The organism is Delftia lacustris (genome assembly GCF_040267515.1).
GTDB lineage: Bacteria > Pseudomonadota > Gammaproteobacteria > Burkholderiales > Burkholderiaceae_C > Comamonas > Comamonas tsuruhatensis.
Genome location: NZ_CP141274.1, coordinates 5,221,848 through 5,240,430 on the forward strand (window position 1 = coordinate 5,221,848; position 18,583 = coordinate 5,240,430).

The window sequence follows — 18,583 nt, forward strand, 5'->3', positions numbered from 1 at the left end:
CGGCCCTGCGTTTCAGTCCGCCGCGTAGTCGATGGGATCGTGGGCATGCTGGCGCCCCAGCGCGCCGGCCATGGCCAGCATGAAGGCCAGGCCGCGCCGCACATCGGGCTCGCGTGCCATGCGCATCAGGCCGATCAGGGTGGGCGTTTCCTCCATGGCCTGCACCTGGGCCGCCGCCATGCGCGCGGCATTGCCCGCGGCCCAGGCCCCGCCCACACCATCCTCGAAGGCCTTGGCGACCTTCTCGACCATGTAGTCGTCTGCCATGTCCACCAGGTCCGCCGTGGCCGACAGCAGATCGACCACGCGGTTCAGGCGCCGGCCCGCCAGCAGCGGCTCCAGCTTGCCCATCAGTTCGGCCAGCCCCTGCAGCGCGGCGTCGTCCTGCAGCAGGCCGCCAGCGGCGGGCTGCGCCACGGGAATGTCGGAAGCGATGTTCATCTCGGTGCTCCTTGTCTTCGTGCTTGGAATGACAATGCAAAGGCCCTGGCCTCAGACCAGGGCGCGGGCCACGGCCCAGTACATGCCGCGGTTGAAGCCCTTGCGCATCATCGAGCCGACCTTGGTCGGCGGCGTGGGCTTGACGTCGACCTGGTAGTCGTACCAAAGCGGCATGCCGCCGTCCAGGCCCATCTGGGCGATGGCCACCACGCGCCCGTCGTAGGCATCGCTGGTGCGGCCGAAGCGGATCTGCGAGGCGATGTTGTTCACCACCACGGGCGACTGGTTGTGGCAGGCGCCGCCGGCCTTGCTCACCGGCAGGTCCACCGTATCGCCCAGCACATAGACATGGCTCTGGCCCAGCACCTGCATGGTCTCGTGGTCGGTGGGCAGCCAGCCCTCGCCGTCCTGCGCCTGCGACAGGCCGCAGTCGCGCACGGCCTGCACGGCGCGTATGGGCGGCGTGGCCATGAGGATGTCGAAGTCCTCGGCCTGGCCCTCTTCCGAGTGGGCCACCTTGGCCTCGGGGTCCACGCGCGCCAGCGTGAATCCGCGCTGGTGGCGAATGCCGCGCTGCTCGAACACCGTGGGCAGGATCTCGCAGGTGTCCTTCTGCAGGAACAGGCAGTTGCGCAGCAGCTGCGAGACCGTGGGATAGGTGTAGACGATTTCCACCTTGTCGCGCACGCCGCGCCGGCGCAGCAGGTCGTCCAGCATCAGCGTGGTCTCTATGGGCGCGATGCCGCACTGGTGCGGCACATTGGGCGTCTTGGGAAAGGTCACGGTGACGAAGATGCGGCCCTTTTCTATGCGCGACAGCTTGTCGGCCAGCTGCCGCGCGGGCGCGTGCTGGTAGAAGTGGTCGCCGGCCTCGGCCAGGCCTTCGATGCGCTCGGGCGAGGGCACGCAGCCCGTGGAGATCACCAGATGGTCGTAGCCGAAGCGCTTGCCGCTCCTGCAGTGCACGGCCTGCAGCGCAAAGTCGAAACGCTCCACCTCTTCCACCTGGAAGTCGATCTCGGGCCGCAGCAGGCCGCGCTGCCTGCGCCGCAACTCGTCGCGGAAGAAGGCATTGAAGGCCACGTACATGAAGGCAGGCTTGTAGTAGTGCCAGGGCGAGTTCGACAGCATGGTGATGCGCACCTTGCCCGTGACCACCTCCGGATACAGCTTGCTGACCAGGTGGTTGGCGGTCATGGTGCCGCCAATGCCCCCTCCGATGATCAAGATGTGATGCGCCATCCCTGCTACTCCTTGTGCTTTCGCCTCAGTGGAACAACCGCTGGCGCCGCACGGCGCCCGCGCCGGAAAATGCGCCGCTCAGTCAGGCTTGAGCGATCGCCACACCCCGTCCCAGAGCGCGTCGAACAGGGGCTCTATGGGCGTGTCGATGATGCCGTCCAGCCGCAGGCAGATCATGCGGATCGCGCTGCCGTACATCAGGCTGGCCGCCACCATGGGCTCCATCTGGCGGATCTCGCCATCGGTCATGCCGGCGAACACGAAGCCGCGCATGCGCACGAAGGCCGAGGCCGAGCAGATGGCCTGCTCGTCGGGCAGAAACTCGCGGTGGCGCGCATTGACCACGAAGCCCATGGCCTCGGGCTCGGCCTCGGCCAGCCCGAACAGCATGCGCAGCACCTCGCGGCAGCGCTGGGCGCTGCCCGCGTGCCGCTCCTCGATATCGTCGAGCAGCACATTCATGCGCGCCAGCAAATGCCGGTACAGCTCGCGCGCAATGCCTTCCTTGTCGGCAAAGTGGTTGTAGAAGAAACCGATGGACACGCCGGCCTCGGCGCACAGGTCCTGTATCGAGGTATTGAAGAAGCCCCGCTCCACGAACAGCCTGAGCGCCACGCGCAGCGTCTGCACATGGCGCGAACCCGCATGCGGAAAGAAGGTCCAGGCCTCGTCTTGCATGGGAAATGATCGTAGAACGAATCTTCATTCTATTTTTCACAAGCACGTGCAAACTACACCAGGGTTTTCCTGGACCTTGGCCTCAATCCATCAGCCGGAGTGCCTCGGCAAGCGATGCCACGTTGGCAATGCCCAGCTTTTCGTAGATGGAGCGGATCTGATTGCGCACCGTGGCAGGAGCACGCTGGAGTTGGACTGCAATCTGCTTGTGGGTCAGGCCCCGGACCACAAGCCGGGCAACCGTGGCTTCGCGGGGGGACAGCCCGTCGGCTGCGCACCGGGGGCGCGCTCGCAACCACAGCAGACCGTGCTGCGTGAACAGCGTGATGACCAGGGTGTGGGCCACCAGACGATGGGCGCCGCCCTGTGCCGCAGTCTGCACGGCCGCAGGCAGGCGAGGACCTTGCCAGCCCGGCCATTCGGCGCGCGAGGCGTGCTCGAAGACGACGTCCATGTGGTGGATGATGCCGCGCGGGTCTGCCAGTGCCGAGCCCAACCGATCACGGGCCAGGCCCTGCCGAAGCTGCCCCAGATGCGTGAGGCGGTTGAGTTCCAGCGCCTGCTGCACATGGGGCAGCAGCGCGGCCAGCAGTTGGCGCTCGCCCTCGGTGCAATGCGCATCCGTGCGGGCGCGAAACAGCGTGAGCCAGCGCGTGTAAAGAGTGCTCGGGTTCAGCATCCCGCCGATGAAGAAGTGCGACTGCTCGAAGCGCCTGCCGTAGTCGCGCAGCGCCCCCTGATGCCGGCCACTGAACCAGGTCCTCGCTTCGAAGGCCAGCGTCTCGCTGGGATGCATGGTGACGGCCTGCGCCGCCGTGTCCAGGTGCTTGACCTCTTCATAGGCCTGCAGCATTTCGGGTGGCTGCCGATGAAGGTGGATGGTGTGGATATCGATGCCGGCCGCCGTCATGGTGGCCGAGCCCCACATGGCCGAGTCGAAGGGCAGCACGGGTTTGAGCAGGTCCAGCGCCTGGTCCTGGAAATGTTCGACAGGCTGCTCGTGCGATAGCCGGTAGAGGTTCAGCAGCAGGTGGTTGTATGCAGCGTCCATGGCGGCTTGCCTGCCTCTCTTCGATACGTTGAGATCGACTGCACGGGCGGGTGTTGCGCGAGCGTGCCCTCTTGCCCCACCCCGGCAGCGCTTCAGGATAGTGCAATTGCATCATTTTGTTTGTTGCGTGTCACACATAGAGTTGGCTTGCCACCCACATTCCTGTACCGACACCATGCAAATCCACCCCAGTGCATCCACTTCCTTTCCCGCCGTGCGCCCTTTGCTGCTGTGCGGCCTTGTTGCAAGCCTCTATGCCTGTGGAGGAGGCAGCGGCGGCACCGACAGCGGCGGGGGCACCGGCGGCGGCACCGTGACACAGCCGGCCATCACGCTGTCAGGCACCGTCGCCATCGACCAGGCCGTGCGCAACGCTGCAGTCTGCGTGGATCTGAACGCCAATGCAGCCTGCGACACGGGCGAGCCCAGCGCAGCGGCCACCGGCAGCGACGGCACGTTCAGCCTGACCTATCAACCCGGCGATGCGGCAGCCACCGCTGCCTTCAACCAGGCTCCCGTGCTGGCTCGCATCACACCCGAATCCGTGGACGCTGCGGACCCCACCAGCACCGCCACAGCCAAGGCGTTCGTGCTGTCTGCACCGGCTGGCAAATCCGCGCAGATCAATCCACTGACCAGCCTGGTGCAAAAGGCCATCGCGGCCGGCACGGCCAGGGAAGTGGCCGAGGCTGCAGTGGCCCGCCAGCTCGGCATCGACGCCGCCAGGATCTACGACTACCAGAGCGACGCGGCCTCCAGTGCCGCCGTGCTTGCGGATACCGCGCGCACAGCCGCCAAGGTCACCGCCTACGCGCTTGAGATGGGCGTGCCTATTCAGGTGACGGCACCTGGCGCAGCGGCCGTGGCATCGAACCAACTGGCGTTCCTGAACTATGGCAACGCGCAGAACTACTCCGTGCGTGAACGCAGGTCCGACGGCGTCGTCCAGGCAGACGGCTTTGCCCACCAGTTCGAGACACGCAGCGGAAAAACCAACGGTGCACCCAGTACGCAGGAAGCGCTGTTCCCGTCCGTCACGCTCACCAGCACCGGATGGACGCGCTGCGACAGTTCCGTTGCGCGCCTGACGACACAGGGGGTTCCCTCGCGCACGCTGCTGTGCAACCAGTCCACCGCCTACCTGGGCTTTACCACCGCTTCGCAGGACGTCAGCGGCAAGCCCATGGCCGAAGTCATCACGCAATTGCGTGCCGGAGACACAACGCTGCAGGCCGAGGGCATCCGCCATGACCGCTCCATCGAAATGGACCCTGCCACGCTGGGCTCGGCCGTCTTCCCGCAGGGCGCACAGATGCGCACTGCACTGTCGGTGCAGTTGAACCGGTCGCCGGCCTTCATCAACAACACGGCCACGGACCGCTTCGGCTTCGCCACGCTGGAAGCCATGATTGCCGGCCGCCCGGCCAGCGCGGTGAACCTGTCGACTCCAGCCACCGTGCGCGCCTCGACAGTCGGGGCGGCGGGGCCGGTCGATGCCAACCATGTGTTGCGCGTGGCCTTCATCGATGCGGCCAACGCCCAGTTCTACAGCTGTGAGTCCACCCCTCCGGCCTACAGCGATCTGGGCGCCTGCACCGTGCATTCGCAAAGCGCGTACACCCTCTCCACCTCCCAGGGCGTGCGCCTGCTGAGCTTTGCCGACTTCCCTGGCAAGACCTTCATGCAAGGCGTGACGCGGGGCTATACGGAATTCGACGGCAGCGTATTCGGCTATCGCCTGCCTGCCGCCATTGCCAGCGAAGACCAGGCGCTCAGCTATTCCACCCGGCTGAACGGCGTGGCCTGGGCTGCCATGAAAACGGTTCTGGGCATTGAGTGAGCCTTGCAGCCGGGAGCGGGCATTTCAAGCAAGGGATGGGGCGAGGCATCCCACGCGGCGCCCCGCAGCCGCGTGGGCCGGCATGCCGGGCATGCATGCCTCAGCTCCATCCTGCCGGACCGTAGAATCCGCGCGCAGCCATTGGAGACAGAGACAACAATGACGGGCTGCACACGAATCCGACCCAAAGGCCTTTTGCAAATGCAACTCCCCATCCACGTCATCGACGCATTCACATCGGAACGATTCAAGGGCAATCAGGCCGCCGTCATTCCCCTGGATGCATGGCTTGCCGATTCCACGCTGCAGGCCATTGCCGCCGAGAACAATCTTTCGGAGACCTCTTTCCTGGTCTGGAGTGGCGAGCGCGCCGCCTTCGAGATCCGCTGGTTCTCCCCCCTGACCGAGATCGCGTTCTGCGGCCACGCCACGCTGGCGAGCGCCTTCGTGCTCTTCGAGGCCGACCCGGCGCTGAGCAGCATCACGTTCTGGGCCGCTGCCGTGGGCAAGGTCACCGCCACGCAGGAGGATGGCGGACGCATCGTCATGACCTTCCCGCGCCGCGATGCCAAGCCGCTGGATGAGGTGCCCGCCGCACTGCGCGAAGGCCTGACGCCCGCACCCACGGCCTATCTCGTGAACCAGCAGGCCTACGTGGCCGTCTACGCAACCGAAGACCAGGTGCGAGCCGTCAAGCCGGACCTGGAGCGCCTCAAATCGCTGGGCCCGCTGGACGTGGTGGTGACGGCGCCTGCGGATGCGGGCGCCTCCCATGACTTCGTCAGCCGCTACTTCTGGCCCGCCAATGGCGGCGAGGAAGATCCCGTCACGGGCTCCATCCATGCGGCGCTTGCGCCCTACTGGGCGGGCAGGCTGGGCAAGAACCGTCTGATCGGCCACCAGGCCTCTCGCCGCACGGGCACGCTGTTTTGCGAGGTGACCGATGCCAGCGTCGAGGTGGCCGGCCATTGCGCGCGTTATCTGACCGGGACCATTACCGTCTGACGCCCGACTTTGCGCTGGCACGCAGGTACCATCCGCGCATGAGTACCCACTACGAATCCCTGTCGCAAGCCGACGCCTACCGCGACGCCTTCGGCGTGGAGGCGCCTGCCGCCAGCGAGCGCAACATGACACCGCGCAAGTCCGGCTTTTTCATCCGCAGCGCCGCCGTGGCCGCGGATGCCGCCACCGAACAGCAAGAACCCTCCGCTTCCGACACACCGCCCGCGCCTGCGGCACCGCCCGCACGCGAGCTGGTTGCCGCCCAATGGGGCCTGGTGCCGCACTGGGTGAAGTCGGCCTCCGATGGACGGCTGCGCGCGCTCAAGCTGGTGAATGCGCGTTCGGAGACCGTCTCCACGGCCCAGGCCTTCCGCGATGCCTGGCTCAATGGCCAGCGCTGCATCGTGCCCATGGCCGCCTTTTTCGAGGATGACTACCGCAACGGCAAGGCCCTGCCCACGCGCATCTCGCGCATCGACGGCAAGCCCATGGGCGTGGCCGGCGTGTGGGCGCAGTGGACGGGCCCGGATGGCGAGGTGCTGCTGAGCTACGCCCTGCTCACGGTCAACGCCAACAGCCATGCGCTGCTGCACCGCTACCAGCAGCCCGGCGCGGAAAAGCGCATGCCGGCGATTCTCAACGAAGGCGCCTACGACGCCTGGCTCAACGCGCGCGTGGAAAAGGCCCGCGAGTTCATGCGCCAGTACCCCTCCAACTGGCTCACCGCCAACCCCGTGGAGCGCAAGGCCGACAAGCGGCCTCCAGGGCTGATGGGCTGATGGGCTGATGGGCTGATGGGCTGATGGGCTGATGGGCTGATGGGCTGATGGGCTGATGGGCTGATGGGCTGATGGGCTGATGGGCTGACGGGCTGATGGGCTGACGCATGGGCCTTGTCCCGCGCGCTACGGCGCCTTGGGCAACGCGTTGATGGAGCGCAGGATGTCGCGCGTGATGGCCTGGCGCTTGGGCAGGTCGGCCAGCCGGTGGGGCGTGTCCATGTTCATGGCGAAGAACACGGGGCCGGCAGGCCATTCCACCCAGCCCACCCACCAGCCGATACGGCCCGTCCAGCCGGTTTTGGCGCGCAGTATCCAGTCGGTGCCGGCCTCGTTGATCATCACGTCCTTCACCAGCCGCTGGTGTTCCACCGGCAATGGCAGCCGATTGCGGTACAGCTGCTGCAGGAAGGCCACCTGCTCCAGCGCCGAGATGGCCAGGTCGCCCTCCACCCAGAAAGGCGCCTCGCCCGTGGCCAGCGCATTGCCGTAGTCGATCTTGCGCATGTAGGCGGCCTCGCGCGCGCTGCCCAGTTCCCCGGCAAAGCGTTCGTACACCCAGACGGTGGAGTTGCGCATGGCCGAGCGCAGGTCCTGATCGGCATTCCAGGCCGGCAACTGGCGCTTCACGCCATCCCAGGCAATGCGCTGGAATTCATCCCGCACCAGCCCGGCGTCCAGCGCGAACAGGCTGTGCGGGATCTTGAAGGTGGAAGCGGGCGAGTAGCGCCGCGCCGCGCGTTCACGGTTGTGGACGTAGACGGCTTCGGCCGGGCCTCTGGCATCGACCACGACGATGCTGCCATCGACCTTGGCATCGGCAAAAAAGCGGGCCCATTCGGGCCTGTCCTGCAGTTCGGCAGCCGCCAGCGCCGCCTGTGACAGACAGGCGAGCAGCGCGGCGCACATCAGATTTCTTCGATTCATGCCGGCAGTTTAAGAGCTGCACCACCGCACGGCGATGGTGCACCGCCCGCCCGGCTGCCCTGTTTTGACTCGCGGTTTTCCCGTTTTGGTGTTCCGGCTGCATCGCACGGCCCCCAAGGGCCCCGTCTGCGCTGGCACGACTTGTGCAAGGCCGCTGCAGGCCGGCCAATGCAGCCATGGCGGCAACGGCAGACGGCCCCATGACCACAACAAACAAGGGAGTCATTGCATGCACAGGTGCGCACGGGCATTGAGAACATTGGTGGCGGGAGGATGGGTCGCGGTCCTTGGTGCGGTGCAGGCGGCGCAGGCGGCCGAGCAGGCGATCACGCGGCCTTCGCTGGTGGCGGTGGAATCCATCAGCGCCGTGGACACGGTCTGGCTGATGACGGCCACGGTGCTGGTGCTGCTGATGACGCTGCCCGGCATTGCGCTGTTCTATGCGGGCATGGTGCGCCGCAAGAACGTGCTCAACACCATGGCCAGCGTGGTGGCGATTGCCTGCCTGGTCAGCATTCTGTGGTTCGCACTGGGCTATTCGCTGGCCTTCACGCCCGGCAATGCGTGGATAGGCGGTGATTCGCGCGCCTGGTTCGCGGGGCTGGATTTCAACGCCGCCAAGGGCTTGGTGGCCGTGAGCCACCTGGCGCCGCATGTGCCCGAAGCAGCCTATGCCATGTTCCAGCTGGCCTTTGCCGTGATCACCGCCGCCTTGCTGGTGGGCGCCTGGGTGGAGCGCATGCGCTTCGGTGCCATGCTGATCTTCGTGGGCTTGTGGAGCCTGCTGGTCTATGCACCGGTGGCGCACTGGGTGTGGGAGCCGGGCGGCTGGCTGGCGCGCATGGGCGCGCTGGACTTTGCCGGGGGCACCGTGGTGCATGTGAACGCGGGCGTGGCCGGGCTGGTCTGCGCCTGGTTCCTGCGGCCGCGCCGCGGCTACGGGCACGAGCCCTTCGAGCCCTACAACCTGGCCCTGACCATGATGGGCGCGGCCCTGCTGTGGATGGGCTGGTTCGGCTTCAACGCCGGCTCATCGCTGGCCGGGGACAGCCGCGCGGCGCTGGCGCTGGCCGTCACCCACATTGCCGCGAGCGCGGGCGCCCTGGCCTGGTCGCTGGCCGAGTACGTGGTGCGCGGCAAGGCCACGCTGCTGGGGCTGTGCTCGGGGCTGGTCGGCGGCCTGGTGGCGATCACGCCGGCAGCCGGTTTCGTGACGCCGCTGTCGGCGCTGTGCATCGGCCTGATCGCCGGTGTCGCCTGCTACTGGGGCGCCACGGGCCTCAAGCGGCTGCTGGGCGCGGACGATTCGCTGGATGTGTTTGGCGTGCATGGCGTGGGCGGCATCGTGGGATCGCTGCTGACCGGCGTGTTTGCCAGTCCGCAGATCGGCGGCGTGCAGGCCAGCGTGCTCACCCAGGCCGTGAGCGTGCTGGCCGTGGCCTTGTTCACGCTGGTGGCCACGGCAGTGCTGCTGTGGTTGCTGGACATGCTGATCGGCCTGCGCGTGGATGAGGAAAGCGAACTGCAGGGCCTGGACCTGGCGCTGCACCGCGAACGCCTGAGTGGATGAACGGCCGAGCCGCAAAGCGGCCCGGCGCCCGATGATCGTCAAACCGAAGGAGTGCCACTACATGCCCGAAAGCGAACTCCTGGCCATCGCCGCGCACCTGCATGTGCTGCTGCGCAGAAGCTGCGGCCGCGTGACCGATACCGAATGGCTGGCGGCCAATGCCGAGTACGCCGCCGAAATCATCCGCTTCGCACGGGAGCAGGAAGGGGCGCGCAGCACGCCCGAACTGGTGGAATGGACCCATCGCTTCGAAGCGGCCTGGAATGCCGCGCTGGCCGGGCCCGCCGAGCGCTCGCCGCTCATGCAGCGCGCCGGCGAGCTGATGCGCCAGCGTGCGGAAAACCGCAAGTACGTGGGCACGCTGCGCTAGGGCCTGGCTGGCTCAGGCAGGAGGATCAGGCCGGTGGAGCGGGCACCGAGTGCAGCAGCACGGGCGCGTCGCCATCGCCGTTGACGCTTTCCAGCTGCACGCCAAAACCCCACAGGCGCGCTGCGTGCTTGAGCACTTCCAGCGCATCGTCGGACAGCGGCCGGCCCTGGTAGCGGGTGTGGCGCAGGGTGAGGCAGCGGTCGCCGCGCAGATTGACGTTCCAGACCTGGATATTGGGCTCGCGCGCGCCCAGGTCGTATTGCTGCGACAGCGTCTGGCGCAGGGTGCGGTAGCCGTCGTCGTCATGGATGGCGCTGACCAGCAGCTCGCGTTCGCTGGCGTCGTCATGGATGGCGAACAGGCGCATGTCGCGCATCAGCTGTGGGCTCAGGTACTGGCCGACAAAGCTCTCGTCCTTGAAGTTCTGCATGGCATGGTGCAGCGCCGGCAGCCAGGGCGTGCCGGCCAGGTCGGGGAACCAGCGGCGGTCTTCCTCGGTGGGGTCCTGGCAGATGCGGCGGATGTCGCGGTACATGGCAAAGCCCAGCGCATAGGGATTGATGCCGCTGTAGGCGCGGTGACCGGCCGGGGGCTGGTAGATGACATTGGTGTGGGAGGACAGCCATTCGATCATCACGCCGTCGGTCAGCCAGCCTTCGTCGTACAGGGTGTTGAGCAGGGTGTAGTGCCAGAACGTCGCCCAGCCCTCGTTCATCACCTGGGTCTGGCGCTGCGGGTAGAAGTACTGGGCGATCTTGCGCACGATGCGCACGATCTCGCGCTGCCAGGGCTCCAGCAGCGGGGCGTTCTTCTCGATGAAGTACAGCAGGTTTTCCTCGGGCTCCTTGGGAAAGCGCTCGCTGTGCTGGGCCGCGCTGTCCTTGCCCGGGCGGGCCGGCAGGGTGCGCCACAGCTCGTTGACCTGCTGCTGGGCATAGGCCTCGCGCTGCTCGCGCTCGGCCCGCTCGCGCGCCAGGCTTTTCTTGGAGGGGCGGCGGTAGCGGTCCACGCCCAGGTTGGACAGGGCACGGCAGGAGTCCAGCCATTGCTCCACCGTCGTCAGGCCGTGGCGCTCCTCGCACTGGGTGATGAAGTCGCGCGCATAGACCAGATAGTCGATGATGCTGCCGGCATCCGTCCACATGCCGAACAGGTAGTTGTTCTTGAAGAAGCTGTTGTGGCCGTACGCCGCATGGGCGATCACCAGGGCCTGCATGGCCGTGGTGTTCTCCTCCATCAGATAGCTGATGCAGGGATTGGAGTTGATGACGATCTCGTAGGCCAGGCCCATGTGGCCGCGCCGGTAGCGCCGCTCCGTCGCCATGTATTCCTTGCCATAGCTCCAGTGGCGGTAGCCCACGGGCATGCCCACGCTGGCGTAGGCGTCCATCATCTGCTCGGCCGAGATCACTTCCAGCTGGTTGGGATAGGTGTCCAGGCCGTAGCGTTCGGCGGCGGCCGCAATCGCTGCGTGATAGCGTTCGATCAGCTCGAAGGTCCAGTCGCTGGGATCGGGCAAAGGCTCGGCCGGCCGCTCCCCCGCCGGCAGCGGCGCGGAGGGCACGATGCGCTGGGCCCGTTCGCTGGCCAGATGGGATTTCCACTGCGGCGTGGCATGGCGGGGCGCCAGCACGGGATAGTGAGAGAGGTTCATACCGATACCCCCTCTTTCTTGAACAGGTCGCGGAACACGGGGTAGATCTCGCTGGCGTCCGACACCTTGCGCATGGCGAAATGCGAGAACAGCGGCAGCACCTGGCTGTACTCCTGCCACAGGCTCTGCTCTTCCTGCACCACCTGCACATAGGCGAAGTAGCGCACCAGCGGCAGGATCTTGTCGACCAGCAGGTTGCGGCAGTTGGAGCCGTCGTCGCCGAAGTTGTCGCCATCGCTGGCCTGGGCCACGTAGATGTTCCAGTCCCCGGACGGGTAGCGCGCGCGGATGATCTGGTCCAGCAGCACCAGCGCACTGCTGACCACCGTGCCGCCGCTTTCCTGGGAGTGGAAGAACTCGTCCTCGCTGACCTCGGCCGCCTGCGTGTGGTGGCGGATGAAGACGATGTCGATCTTCTCGTAGTGCCGCGTCAGGAACAGGTACAGCAGGATGAAGAAGCGCTTGGCCAGGTCCTTGCGGTCCTGGTCCATGGAGCCGGACACATCCATCACGCAGAACATCACGGCCTGGCTGATGGGCGCAGGCACGCGCGTGCGGTTGCGAAACCGCAGGTCGATGGGGTCGAGAAAGGCCACCGTGCCCATGCGCAGCTTCAGCGCATCGATGCGCTGCTGCAGCTCGGCCGCCGCCTCGCTGGTGCCATCGTCCTGCGCCAGCAGCGCTTGCAGCTGCTCCTCCAGTGCCTTGAGTTCGCGGTGCGGCGCCTTGGTCAGCGCAATGCGCCGGCCCAGGGCGCCGCGCATGGTGCGCAGCAGGGCCAGGTTGTGCGGCGTGCCGTCGTGGCTGTATCCGGCGCGGCGCGTCTTGTACTGCATGGTGTTGCCGATGTGGGTGCGCAGCAGGCGCGGCAGGGCCAGGTCTTCAAAGAACAGTTCCATGAACTCTTCCTTGGTCAGGGTGAAGGTGAAGTCGTCCTCGCCCTCGCCGCTGTCGCTGGCCTGGGAGCCGCCGCCGCCTGCGCCGCCCTGCGGCCGGGCAATGCGGTCGCCGCGCACATGCTCGGTGTTGCCCGGGTGCACCGTGTCATGGACGCCGCCCTGCCCATGGTGGAACACGGGCTCGCGGATGTCCTTGCGCGGGATGGAGACGCTCTCGGACTCCTCCATGTGGCGGATGCCGCGCTTGTCCACCGCGCGGCGCACCGCCTCGGCGATCTGCGCCTTGTAGCGGCGCACGAAGCGCTCGCGGTTGCCCACCGACTTGTTCTTGCCGGCCAGCCTGCGATCGATGATTTGCAATGCCATCTGTTCCCCCCAGCCCGGGCGCGCCGAAGGGCGGCGCACCCACCCGTCAGTTGCTCTTGCGAACGCGCAGATACCACTCGCACAGCAGGCGCACCTGCTTGGACGTATAGCCCTTGGCCTCCATGCGGGTGACAAAGTCCTCGTGCTTGCGGGCATCCTCGGCACTGGCCTTGGCGTTGAAGCTGATCACGGGCAGCAGTTCCTCGGTATTGGAGAACATCTTCTTCTCGATCACCACGCGCAGCTTCTCGTAGCTGGTCCAGCTGGGGTTCTTGCCCTGGTTGTTGGCCCGCGCGCGCAGCACGAAGTTGACGATCTCGTTGCGGAAGTCCTTGGCATTGGCGATGCCCGCGGGCTTCTCGACCTTCTCCATCTCGGCGTTGAGCGCGTTGCGGTCGAAGGCCTCGCCGGTATCGTTGTCGCGGTACTCGCTGTCCTGTATCCAGTAGTCGGCGTAGGTGACGTAGCGGTCGAAGATGTTCTGGCCGTACTCGCTGTAGCTCTCCAGATAGGCCGTCTGGATTTCCTTGCCGATGAACTCGGCATAGTGCGGCGACAGGTATTCCTTGATGTAGCTGGTGTACTTGGTCTCCAGCTCGGCCGGGAACTGCTCGCGCTCGATCTGCTGCTCCAGCACATACATCAGGTGCACCGGGTTGGCCGCCACCTCGGTACTGTCGTAGTTGAAGACCTTGGACAGGATCTTGAACGCGAAGCGCGTGGAGATGCCCGACATGCCCTCGTCCACGCCCGCATAGTCGCGGTACTCCTGGAAGCTCTTGGCGCGCGGGTCCGTGTCCTTGAGGCTCTCGCCGTCATAGACCTGCATCTTGCTGAAGATGCTGGAGTTCTCGGGCTCCTTCAGCCGCGTGAGCACGGCGAACTGGGCCATCATCTTGAGCGTGCCGGGCGCGCACACGGCGCTGGCCAGCGACGACTCGCGGATCAGCTTCTCGTAGATGCGCACCTCCTCGGAAACGCGCAGGCAGTACGGCACCTTGACGATGTAGACCCGGTCCAGGAAGGCCTCGTTGTTGCGGTTGTTGCGGAAGGCCTTCCACTCGCTCTCGTTGCTGTGGGCCAGCACCATGCCGTCGAAGGGAATGGCGCCAAAGCCTTCCGTGCCCTTGTAGTTGCTCTCCTGCGTGGCCGTCAGCAGCGGGTGCAGCACCTTGATGGGCGCCTTGAACATTTCCACGAACTCCAGCAGGCCCTGGTTGGCCAGGCACAGGCCGCCCGAGTAGCTGTAGGCATCGGTATCGTCCTGGGCAAAGTTTTCCAGCTTGCGGATGTCCACCTTGCCCACCAGGCTGGAGATGTCCTGGTTGTTCTCGTCGCCCGGCTCGGTCTTGGCAATGCCCACCTGCCTGGAGATGCTGGGATAGCGCTTGACCACGCGGAACTGGCGGATGTCGCCGCCCAACTCCTCCAGGCGCTTGACGGCCCAGGGCGACAGCACATGGTTGAGGCAGCGCCGGGGAATGCCGAACTGCTCCTCCAGCAGCGGCCCGTCCTCCACCGGATCGAACAGGCCCAGCGGCGACTCGTTCACGGGCGAGCCCTTGAGCGCGTAGAACGGCACCTTCTGCATCAGGTATTTGAGGCGCTCGGCGATGGAGCTCTTGCCACCGCCCACGGGGCCCAGCAGATAGAGGATCTGCTTGCGCTCTTCCAGGCCCTGGGCCGCATGGCGGAAGAAGCTCACCACCTGCTCGATGGAGTCTTCCATGCCGTAGAACTCGGCGAAGGCCGGATAGCGCCGGATGACCTTGTTGGCAAACAGCCGCGACAGGCGCGGATCATTGCGCGTGTCCACCATTTCGGGTTCGCCTATGGCCGCCAGCATGCGCTGGGCGGCGCCCTCGTAGGCCATGGGATCGCGCTGGCACAGGGCGAGAAATTCGTCCAGCGACATCTCTTCTTCGCGAAGGCGAACGTAACGTGCAGCCGAGTTGCTGATGACATCCATACGACCTCTCCCGGCGGCACCCGAGGGCGAACAGTGCCGCGAAGTTGCAAGGCATTCGCTACCGTGTGGAACTGTTGTAGCACCTTGCATCCGCTTTGAATAGCTCATACGTCCCACATGTCTGCATTGCGCGCGAGGTCACAATGTCAGGTTCCTGGACTACCCCGCTTTTTGCGGCGCCGGGACAGGGGCTTGAGCCAGCCGGGCCTGCAGCAAGGCCCGTGAATACAGCGCCTCACGCTCCCACTTTTGACAAATGATAGTCCGCACTCACACAGCGGCACAGGCCCGAATTCAGAACCGATGTCTCCTGCCGACAACCCCCTACTTGCCGCCGGTCGCCCATCGCGCAAACTGGCTGCCGTCACGCCGATGCACCTGCTGTGGGCCCTGTGCCTGCTGCTGTGCCTGCTGGCACCGGGCCTGGCCAAGGCCGCACCGGCAGCAGGCCCTTTGGGTGCCTTGCAGGGCACCCTGGGCGGCGGCTCCGCGTCCGACAAGGAACGAAGCAACGCCATTCAGACCCAGCTCGATGCCGCCGCCTCGGCCACAAAGGAAGCCGATGCGCTGGCCCAGGAACTGGACCGCATGCGCGCCAGGGCACGCACGCCCGTGCCGGCCCTGCCCGCGCCGCTGAGCGACGAGCAGCTGGGCAGCCTGTTCGATCGCTGGAAGGAACGCGTTCCCGCCAACGCCAGCCAGGAAGTGCTGGAACGCCTGCTGGCCGACGAGCGCGATGCCATTGCCGCCCTCAACGCCGGCATCGAGAAATCCGCGGCCGACCAGGCCAACCTGGTCTCGCAGCCCGGCCCGGGGCGCATCGATCTGTCCATACTGCAGCAGCGCGCCCAGGAAAACGCCGAGCCCGTGACCGCCGAGCCCGGCGAAGCCCCCGACCTCACCCAGGCCCGCCAGGCAAGGCGCAGCGCAGAGCACCGCCGCGCCCTGCTGGAGCTGGCGCTGCGCCAGGAAGAGCAGTCCACCATCGAAGCCCGCCAGCGCCTGCTGGCCGCCCAGCTGCAGGCCCAGCGCCGCGAGCTGCTCGAGCGCATGCCGCGCGCCGCCTGGCTGACCCAGCGCATTGCCGAGCGCAGCCGCCAGCAACTGGAGCAGCAGGTGCAGGAGATGGAGCTGGCCGCCCAGCACGCTTCCGCCGCCGATCCCGCCATACGCGACCTGGCCCAGCGCAATGCGGCGCTGGCCGCGCAGATCCTCAAGAACTCCAATGAACTGGCGCAGGAGCGCAAGACCCTGGCCAATGACGAATATGTGCGTGACCAGTTGAGCGCCACGCTGCGCGACACCCAGGCACGCCTGCGGCTGGGCGGTGGCAGCGCGGCCGTGGGCCAGTGGCTGTGGCAGCAGCGCGTGGAGCTGTCCTCCGGCAGCACCCTGCAGGCCAGGCACCGGGCCGTGCAGCGCCAGCTGGCCGAGCTGCGCCTGACACTGTTCAACTCCAGCAAATGGCGCCAGAACCCTGGCGCGGACACGGCGGCACAGGCCCCGGCCGACGCTGCGGATGCAGGCGGCGTGGCGGCACCGGAGCCGGCCGCCAACGCCACGGTATCGGCCCAGCAGACCGCTTTGCTGGCCCGGCAGGTGGCACTCACCGACCAACTGCAGCCGGTGTTGCTGCGCCGCATCGCCGTGCTGGAGCAGACTGACGACGCACTGCGCGCGGCCCTGCGCAGCGGCAATGAGTTGCGCCAGGTGCTGGACAAGGAGCTGCTGTGGTTCCCCAGCCACCGCCCCATGGACCGTACCTGGCTCAGCGAGTGGCAGGCGCTGGAGCAGGACATCGAAGGCAGCAGCTCGCCCTGGAAAACCGCGCGCGCCCTGGCCGCCAGCATCTGGAACGATCCCTGGGCCTTTGGCGCCGTCGGCCTGATCGTGGCCCTGCTGCTGGGCCTGCGCCGCTACGCGCTGCGCCAGCTGCAGTCCATCGCCGTGCGCGTGGGCGACTTCATGCGCGACCACTTCGGGCTGAGCCTGCTGGCGCTGGGCTGGAGCCTGCTCTACACCCTGCCCTGGAGCTTTGCGGCCGCGGCGCTGGGCAGCCTGCTGCAAGGCCCCGAAACCGTGGGCACGGCGTTGGAGCCGCTGGGCGCCACCCTGGTCCAGCTCAGCGATTTCATCTTCGTGGCCACCTTGCTCAACGCCCTGTTCTGCCCAGGCGGGCTGGCACTGGCCCACTTCGGCTGGCCGGCTGCTCGCGTGCAGATGCTGCGCCAGATGGTGCGCCGCGCCGCCTGGCTGATCGTGCCTGCCGAACTGCTGGGCGGCCTGGCCTTCTACAGCCATGACAACCACGCCATCAGCACCTGGGGGCGCATCTCCATCCTCATGCTGTCGCTGGGCCTGGCCTGGATGGCCTGGCTGTACTTTCGCCGTGTCATGCAGCAAAAGCGGCCCGGCATCCACTGGGGCCAGATCGTCAGCGTGGTGCTGATGCTCATGCTCAGCGCGCTGGCCGTGGGCATCGTGCTCGGCTATGTCTACACGGCCACCGAAGTCATCCAGGCCCTGATGGCCAGCTTCGTGTTCCTGGGCGCGGTCGAGGTCGTGGTCAACCTGCTGCGGCGCTGGCTGCTGCTGGGCGAGCGGCGCCTGGCGCTGAACCGGCTGCGCGAAGCCGCCAGGCTGGCCCAGAGCGGCTCGGGCGTGGACACCGGCAAGGCCCCCACCGACGAAGCCACCCAGATGGCCCTGGTCACCGTGGGCGCCCAGGCGCACCGGCTGCTGGGCCTGCTGCAGCAGGTGCTGGTCGTGCTGACCCTGGTCTACGCCTGGCTGCCCGTGCTGCCTGCGCTGCTGCGCTCCGAAGGCGTGGTGCTCTGGTACACCACCAACACCGGCGCCGACGGCATCGCGCATGCCGCCCCCGTGAGCCTGATGGATGCGCTGCTGGGCGTGATGATCCTGCTGCTGACCTTCAGCTTTGCACGCAACCTGCCGGGCCTGCTGGAAGTGACGTTGTCGGCCTCCAACCGCATCAGCAGCTCCGCGCGCTACACCCTGGCCACGCTGGCGCGCTACGCCATCACCATCGCGGGCACGGTCAGCGCCTTCACGCTGCTGGGCCTGCGCTGGGGCCAGCTGCAGTGGATGGTGGCGGCGCTCACCGTGGGCCTGGGCTTCGGCCTGCAGGAGATCTTCGCCAACTTCGTCTCGGGCCTGATCCTGCTGGTGGAGCGGCCCTTCCGCGTGGGCGATGTCATCACCATCGACACCCTCACCGGCACCGTCACGCGCATCCGCACGCGGGCCACCACGGTGCTGGACTTCGACAACAAGGAAATCGTCATCCCCAACAAGACCTTCATCACCGGCCAGGTGACGAACTGGACCTTGAGCGACGACGTGACCCGCCTGGTGATCGACGTGCCCGTGGCCCACGGCAACGACCCCGAGCAGGTGCGCAACATGCTGCTGGACATTGCCAGGGAGCACCCCCAGGTGCTGCGCGAGCCCGAGCCCAACTGCTGGTTCATGGCGCTGGAAGGCAACGGCCAGCGCTTCGAGCTGCGCGCCTACGTGGGCAAGGTCGAAGACCGCCTGCCCGTGCGCCACGACCTCAACCGCCGCGTCAACGACCGGCTCAAGGACGCTGGCATTGCCGTGGCCTTCCCGCAGCTGGACCTGCATGTGCGTAACATGCCGGCCCATGCACCGGCCCATGCACCGGCCCATGCACCGGGGCAGGCATCTGGGCAGACCCCACCCCATCCGACGGCATGAGGCCGACAAGCCCCCCCGGTTCTATGCGCAAAGCGCGGCATTGCCGCGCTCGCG

General features: G+C 66.8%; 14 protein-coding genes. 6 read left to right on the forward strand and 8 right to left on the reverse strand.

Annotated features, from left to right (window positions below; all coding sequences use genetic code 11):
• Window positions 1–12: 12 nt before the first annotated feature.
• The 4 genes from U6958_RS25400 to U6958_RS25415 form a co-directional block, all read right to left on the reverse strand.
• On the reverse strand, window positions 13–441 hold the full coding sequence (locus tag U6958_RS25400) for a DUF1641 domain-containing protein (protein ID WP_012204259.1): 429 nt from the start codon (window positions 439–441) through the stop codon (window positions 13–15).
• A gap of 51 nt (window positions 442–492) precedes the next feature.
• Window positions 493–1,683: an FAD/NAD(P)-binding oxidoreductase gene (locus U6958_RS25405; protein WP_043791050.1), complete on the reverse strand. Its 1,191-nt coding sequence runs from the start codon at window positions 1,681–1,683 to the stop codon at window positions 493–495.
• A gap of 78 nt (window positions 1,684–1,761) precedes the next feature.
• Window positions 1,762–2,361: a TetR/AcrR family transcriptional regulator gene (locus U6958_RS25410; protein WP_012204257.1), complete on the reverse strand. Its 600-nt coding sequence runs from the start codon at window positions 2,359–2,361 to the stop codon at window positions 1,762–1,764.
• Between the two features lie 82 nt (window positions 2,362–2,443).
• Window positions 2,444–3,412, reverse strand: coding sequence for a LuxR C-terminal-related transcriptional regulator (locus U6958_RS25415; RefSeq protein ID WP_074923150.1), 969 nt, complete (start codon window positions 3,410–3,412; stop codon window positions 2,444–2,446).
• Window positions 3,413–3,587: 175 nt separating this feature from the next.
• Between U6958_RS25415 and U6958_RS25420 the strand changes: the two genes are divergently transcribed.
• The 3 genes from U6958_RS25420 to U6958_RS25430 all read left to right on the forward strand — a co-directional run bounded on the left by U6958_RS25420 (window position 3,588) and on the right by U6958_RS25430 (window position 7,036).
• Window positions 3,588–5,252 carry a hypothetical protein gene (locus U6958_RS25420; RefSeq protein ID WP_074923151.1) on the forward strand — a complete coding sequence of 555 codons (1,665 nt, stop codon included), beginning with the start codon at window positions 3,588–3,590 and terminating at the stop codon, window positions 5,250–5,252.
• A 201-nt stretch (window positions 5,253–5,453) separates the two neighbouring features.
• Complete coding sequence (locus tag U6958_RS25425; RefSeq protein WP_074923152.1) at window positions 5,454–6,257, forward strand: PhzF family phenazine biosynthesis protein; 804 nt, start codon at window positions 5,454–5,456, stop codon at window positions 6,255–6,257.
• Between the two features lie 38 nt (window positions 6,258–6,295).
• A complete protein-coding gene (locus tag U6958_RS25430) occupies window positions 6,296–7,036 on the forward strand; it encodes an SOS response-associated peptidase (RefSeq protein WP_034348002.1) in 741 nt (246 codons plus the stop codon).
• Window positions 7,037–7,162: 126 nt separating this feature from the next.
• Here U6958_RS25430 and blaOXA read toward each other — a convergent pair whose 3' ends face one another.
• Window positions 7,163–7,963, reverse strand: coding sequence for a class D beta-lactamase (gene blaOXA, locus U6958_RS25435; protein ID WP_074923153.1), 801 nt, complete (start codon window positions 7,961–7,963; stop codon window positions 7,163–7,165).
• Between the two features lie 229 nt (window positions 7,964–8,192).
• Here blaOXA and U6958_RS25440 point away from each other — a divergent pair, with 229 nt between their 5' ends.
• Window positions 8,193–9,533 (forward strand): ammonium transporter, encoded by a 1,341-nt coding sequence (locus tag U6958_RS25440; protein ID WP_074923154.1) that lies wholly within the window; start codon window positions 8,193–8,195, stop codon window positions 9,531–9,533.
• A 61-nt stretch (window positions 9,534–9,594) separates the two neighbouring features.
• Window positions 9,595–9,903, forward strand: a complete 309-nt coding sequence (locus U6958_RS25445) for a hypothetical protein (protein WP_016449753.1) — start codon at window positions 9,595–9,597, stop codon at window positions 9,901–9,903.
• A gap of 25 nt (window positions 9,904–9,928) precedes the next feature.
• Here U6958_RS25445 and U6958_RS25450 read toward each other — a convergent pair whose 3' ends face one another.
• The 3 genes from U6958_RS25450 to U6958_RS25460 are packed head-to-tail and all read right to left on the reverse strand — an operon-like array spanning window position 9,929 to window position 14,791.
• Complete coding sequence (locus U6958_RS25450; RefSeq protein WP_074923155.1) at window positions 9,929–11,557, reverse strand: SpoVR family protein; 1,629 nt, start codon at window positions 11,555–11,557, stop codon at window positions 9,929–9,931.
• On the reverse strand, window positions 11,554–12,822 hold the full coding sequence (locus U6958_RS25455) for a YeaH/YhbH family protein (RefSeq protein WP_016449755.1): 1,269 nt from the start codon (window positions 12,820–12,822) through the stop codon (window positions 11,554–11,556). The genes U6958_RS25450 and U6958_RS25455 overlap by 4 nt, the downstream gene beginning before the upstream one ends.
• A 46-nt stretch (window positions 12,823–12,868) precedes the next feature.
• Window positions 12,869–14,791, reverse strand: a complete 1,923-nt coding sequence (locus U6958_RS25460; protein WP_016449756.1) for a PrkA family serine protein kinase — start codon at window positions 14,789–14,791, stop codon at window positions 12,869–12,871.
• Window positions 14,792–15,163: 372 nt separating this feature from the next.
• Between U6958_RS25460 and U6958_RS25465 the strand changes: the two genes are divergently transcribed.
• The gene (locus U6958_RS25465) at window positions 15,164–18,529 is read left to right on the forward strand and encodes a mechanosensitive ion channel domain-containing protein (RefSeq protein ID WP_074923156.1); all 3,366 of its coding nucleotides are present in this window, start codon (window positions 15,164–15,166) and stop codon (window positions 18,527–18,529) included.
• The last annotated feature ends 54 nt before the right edge of the window (window positions 18,530–18,583 follow it).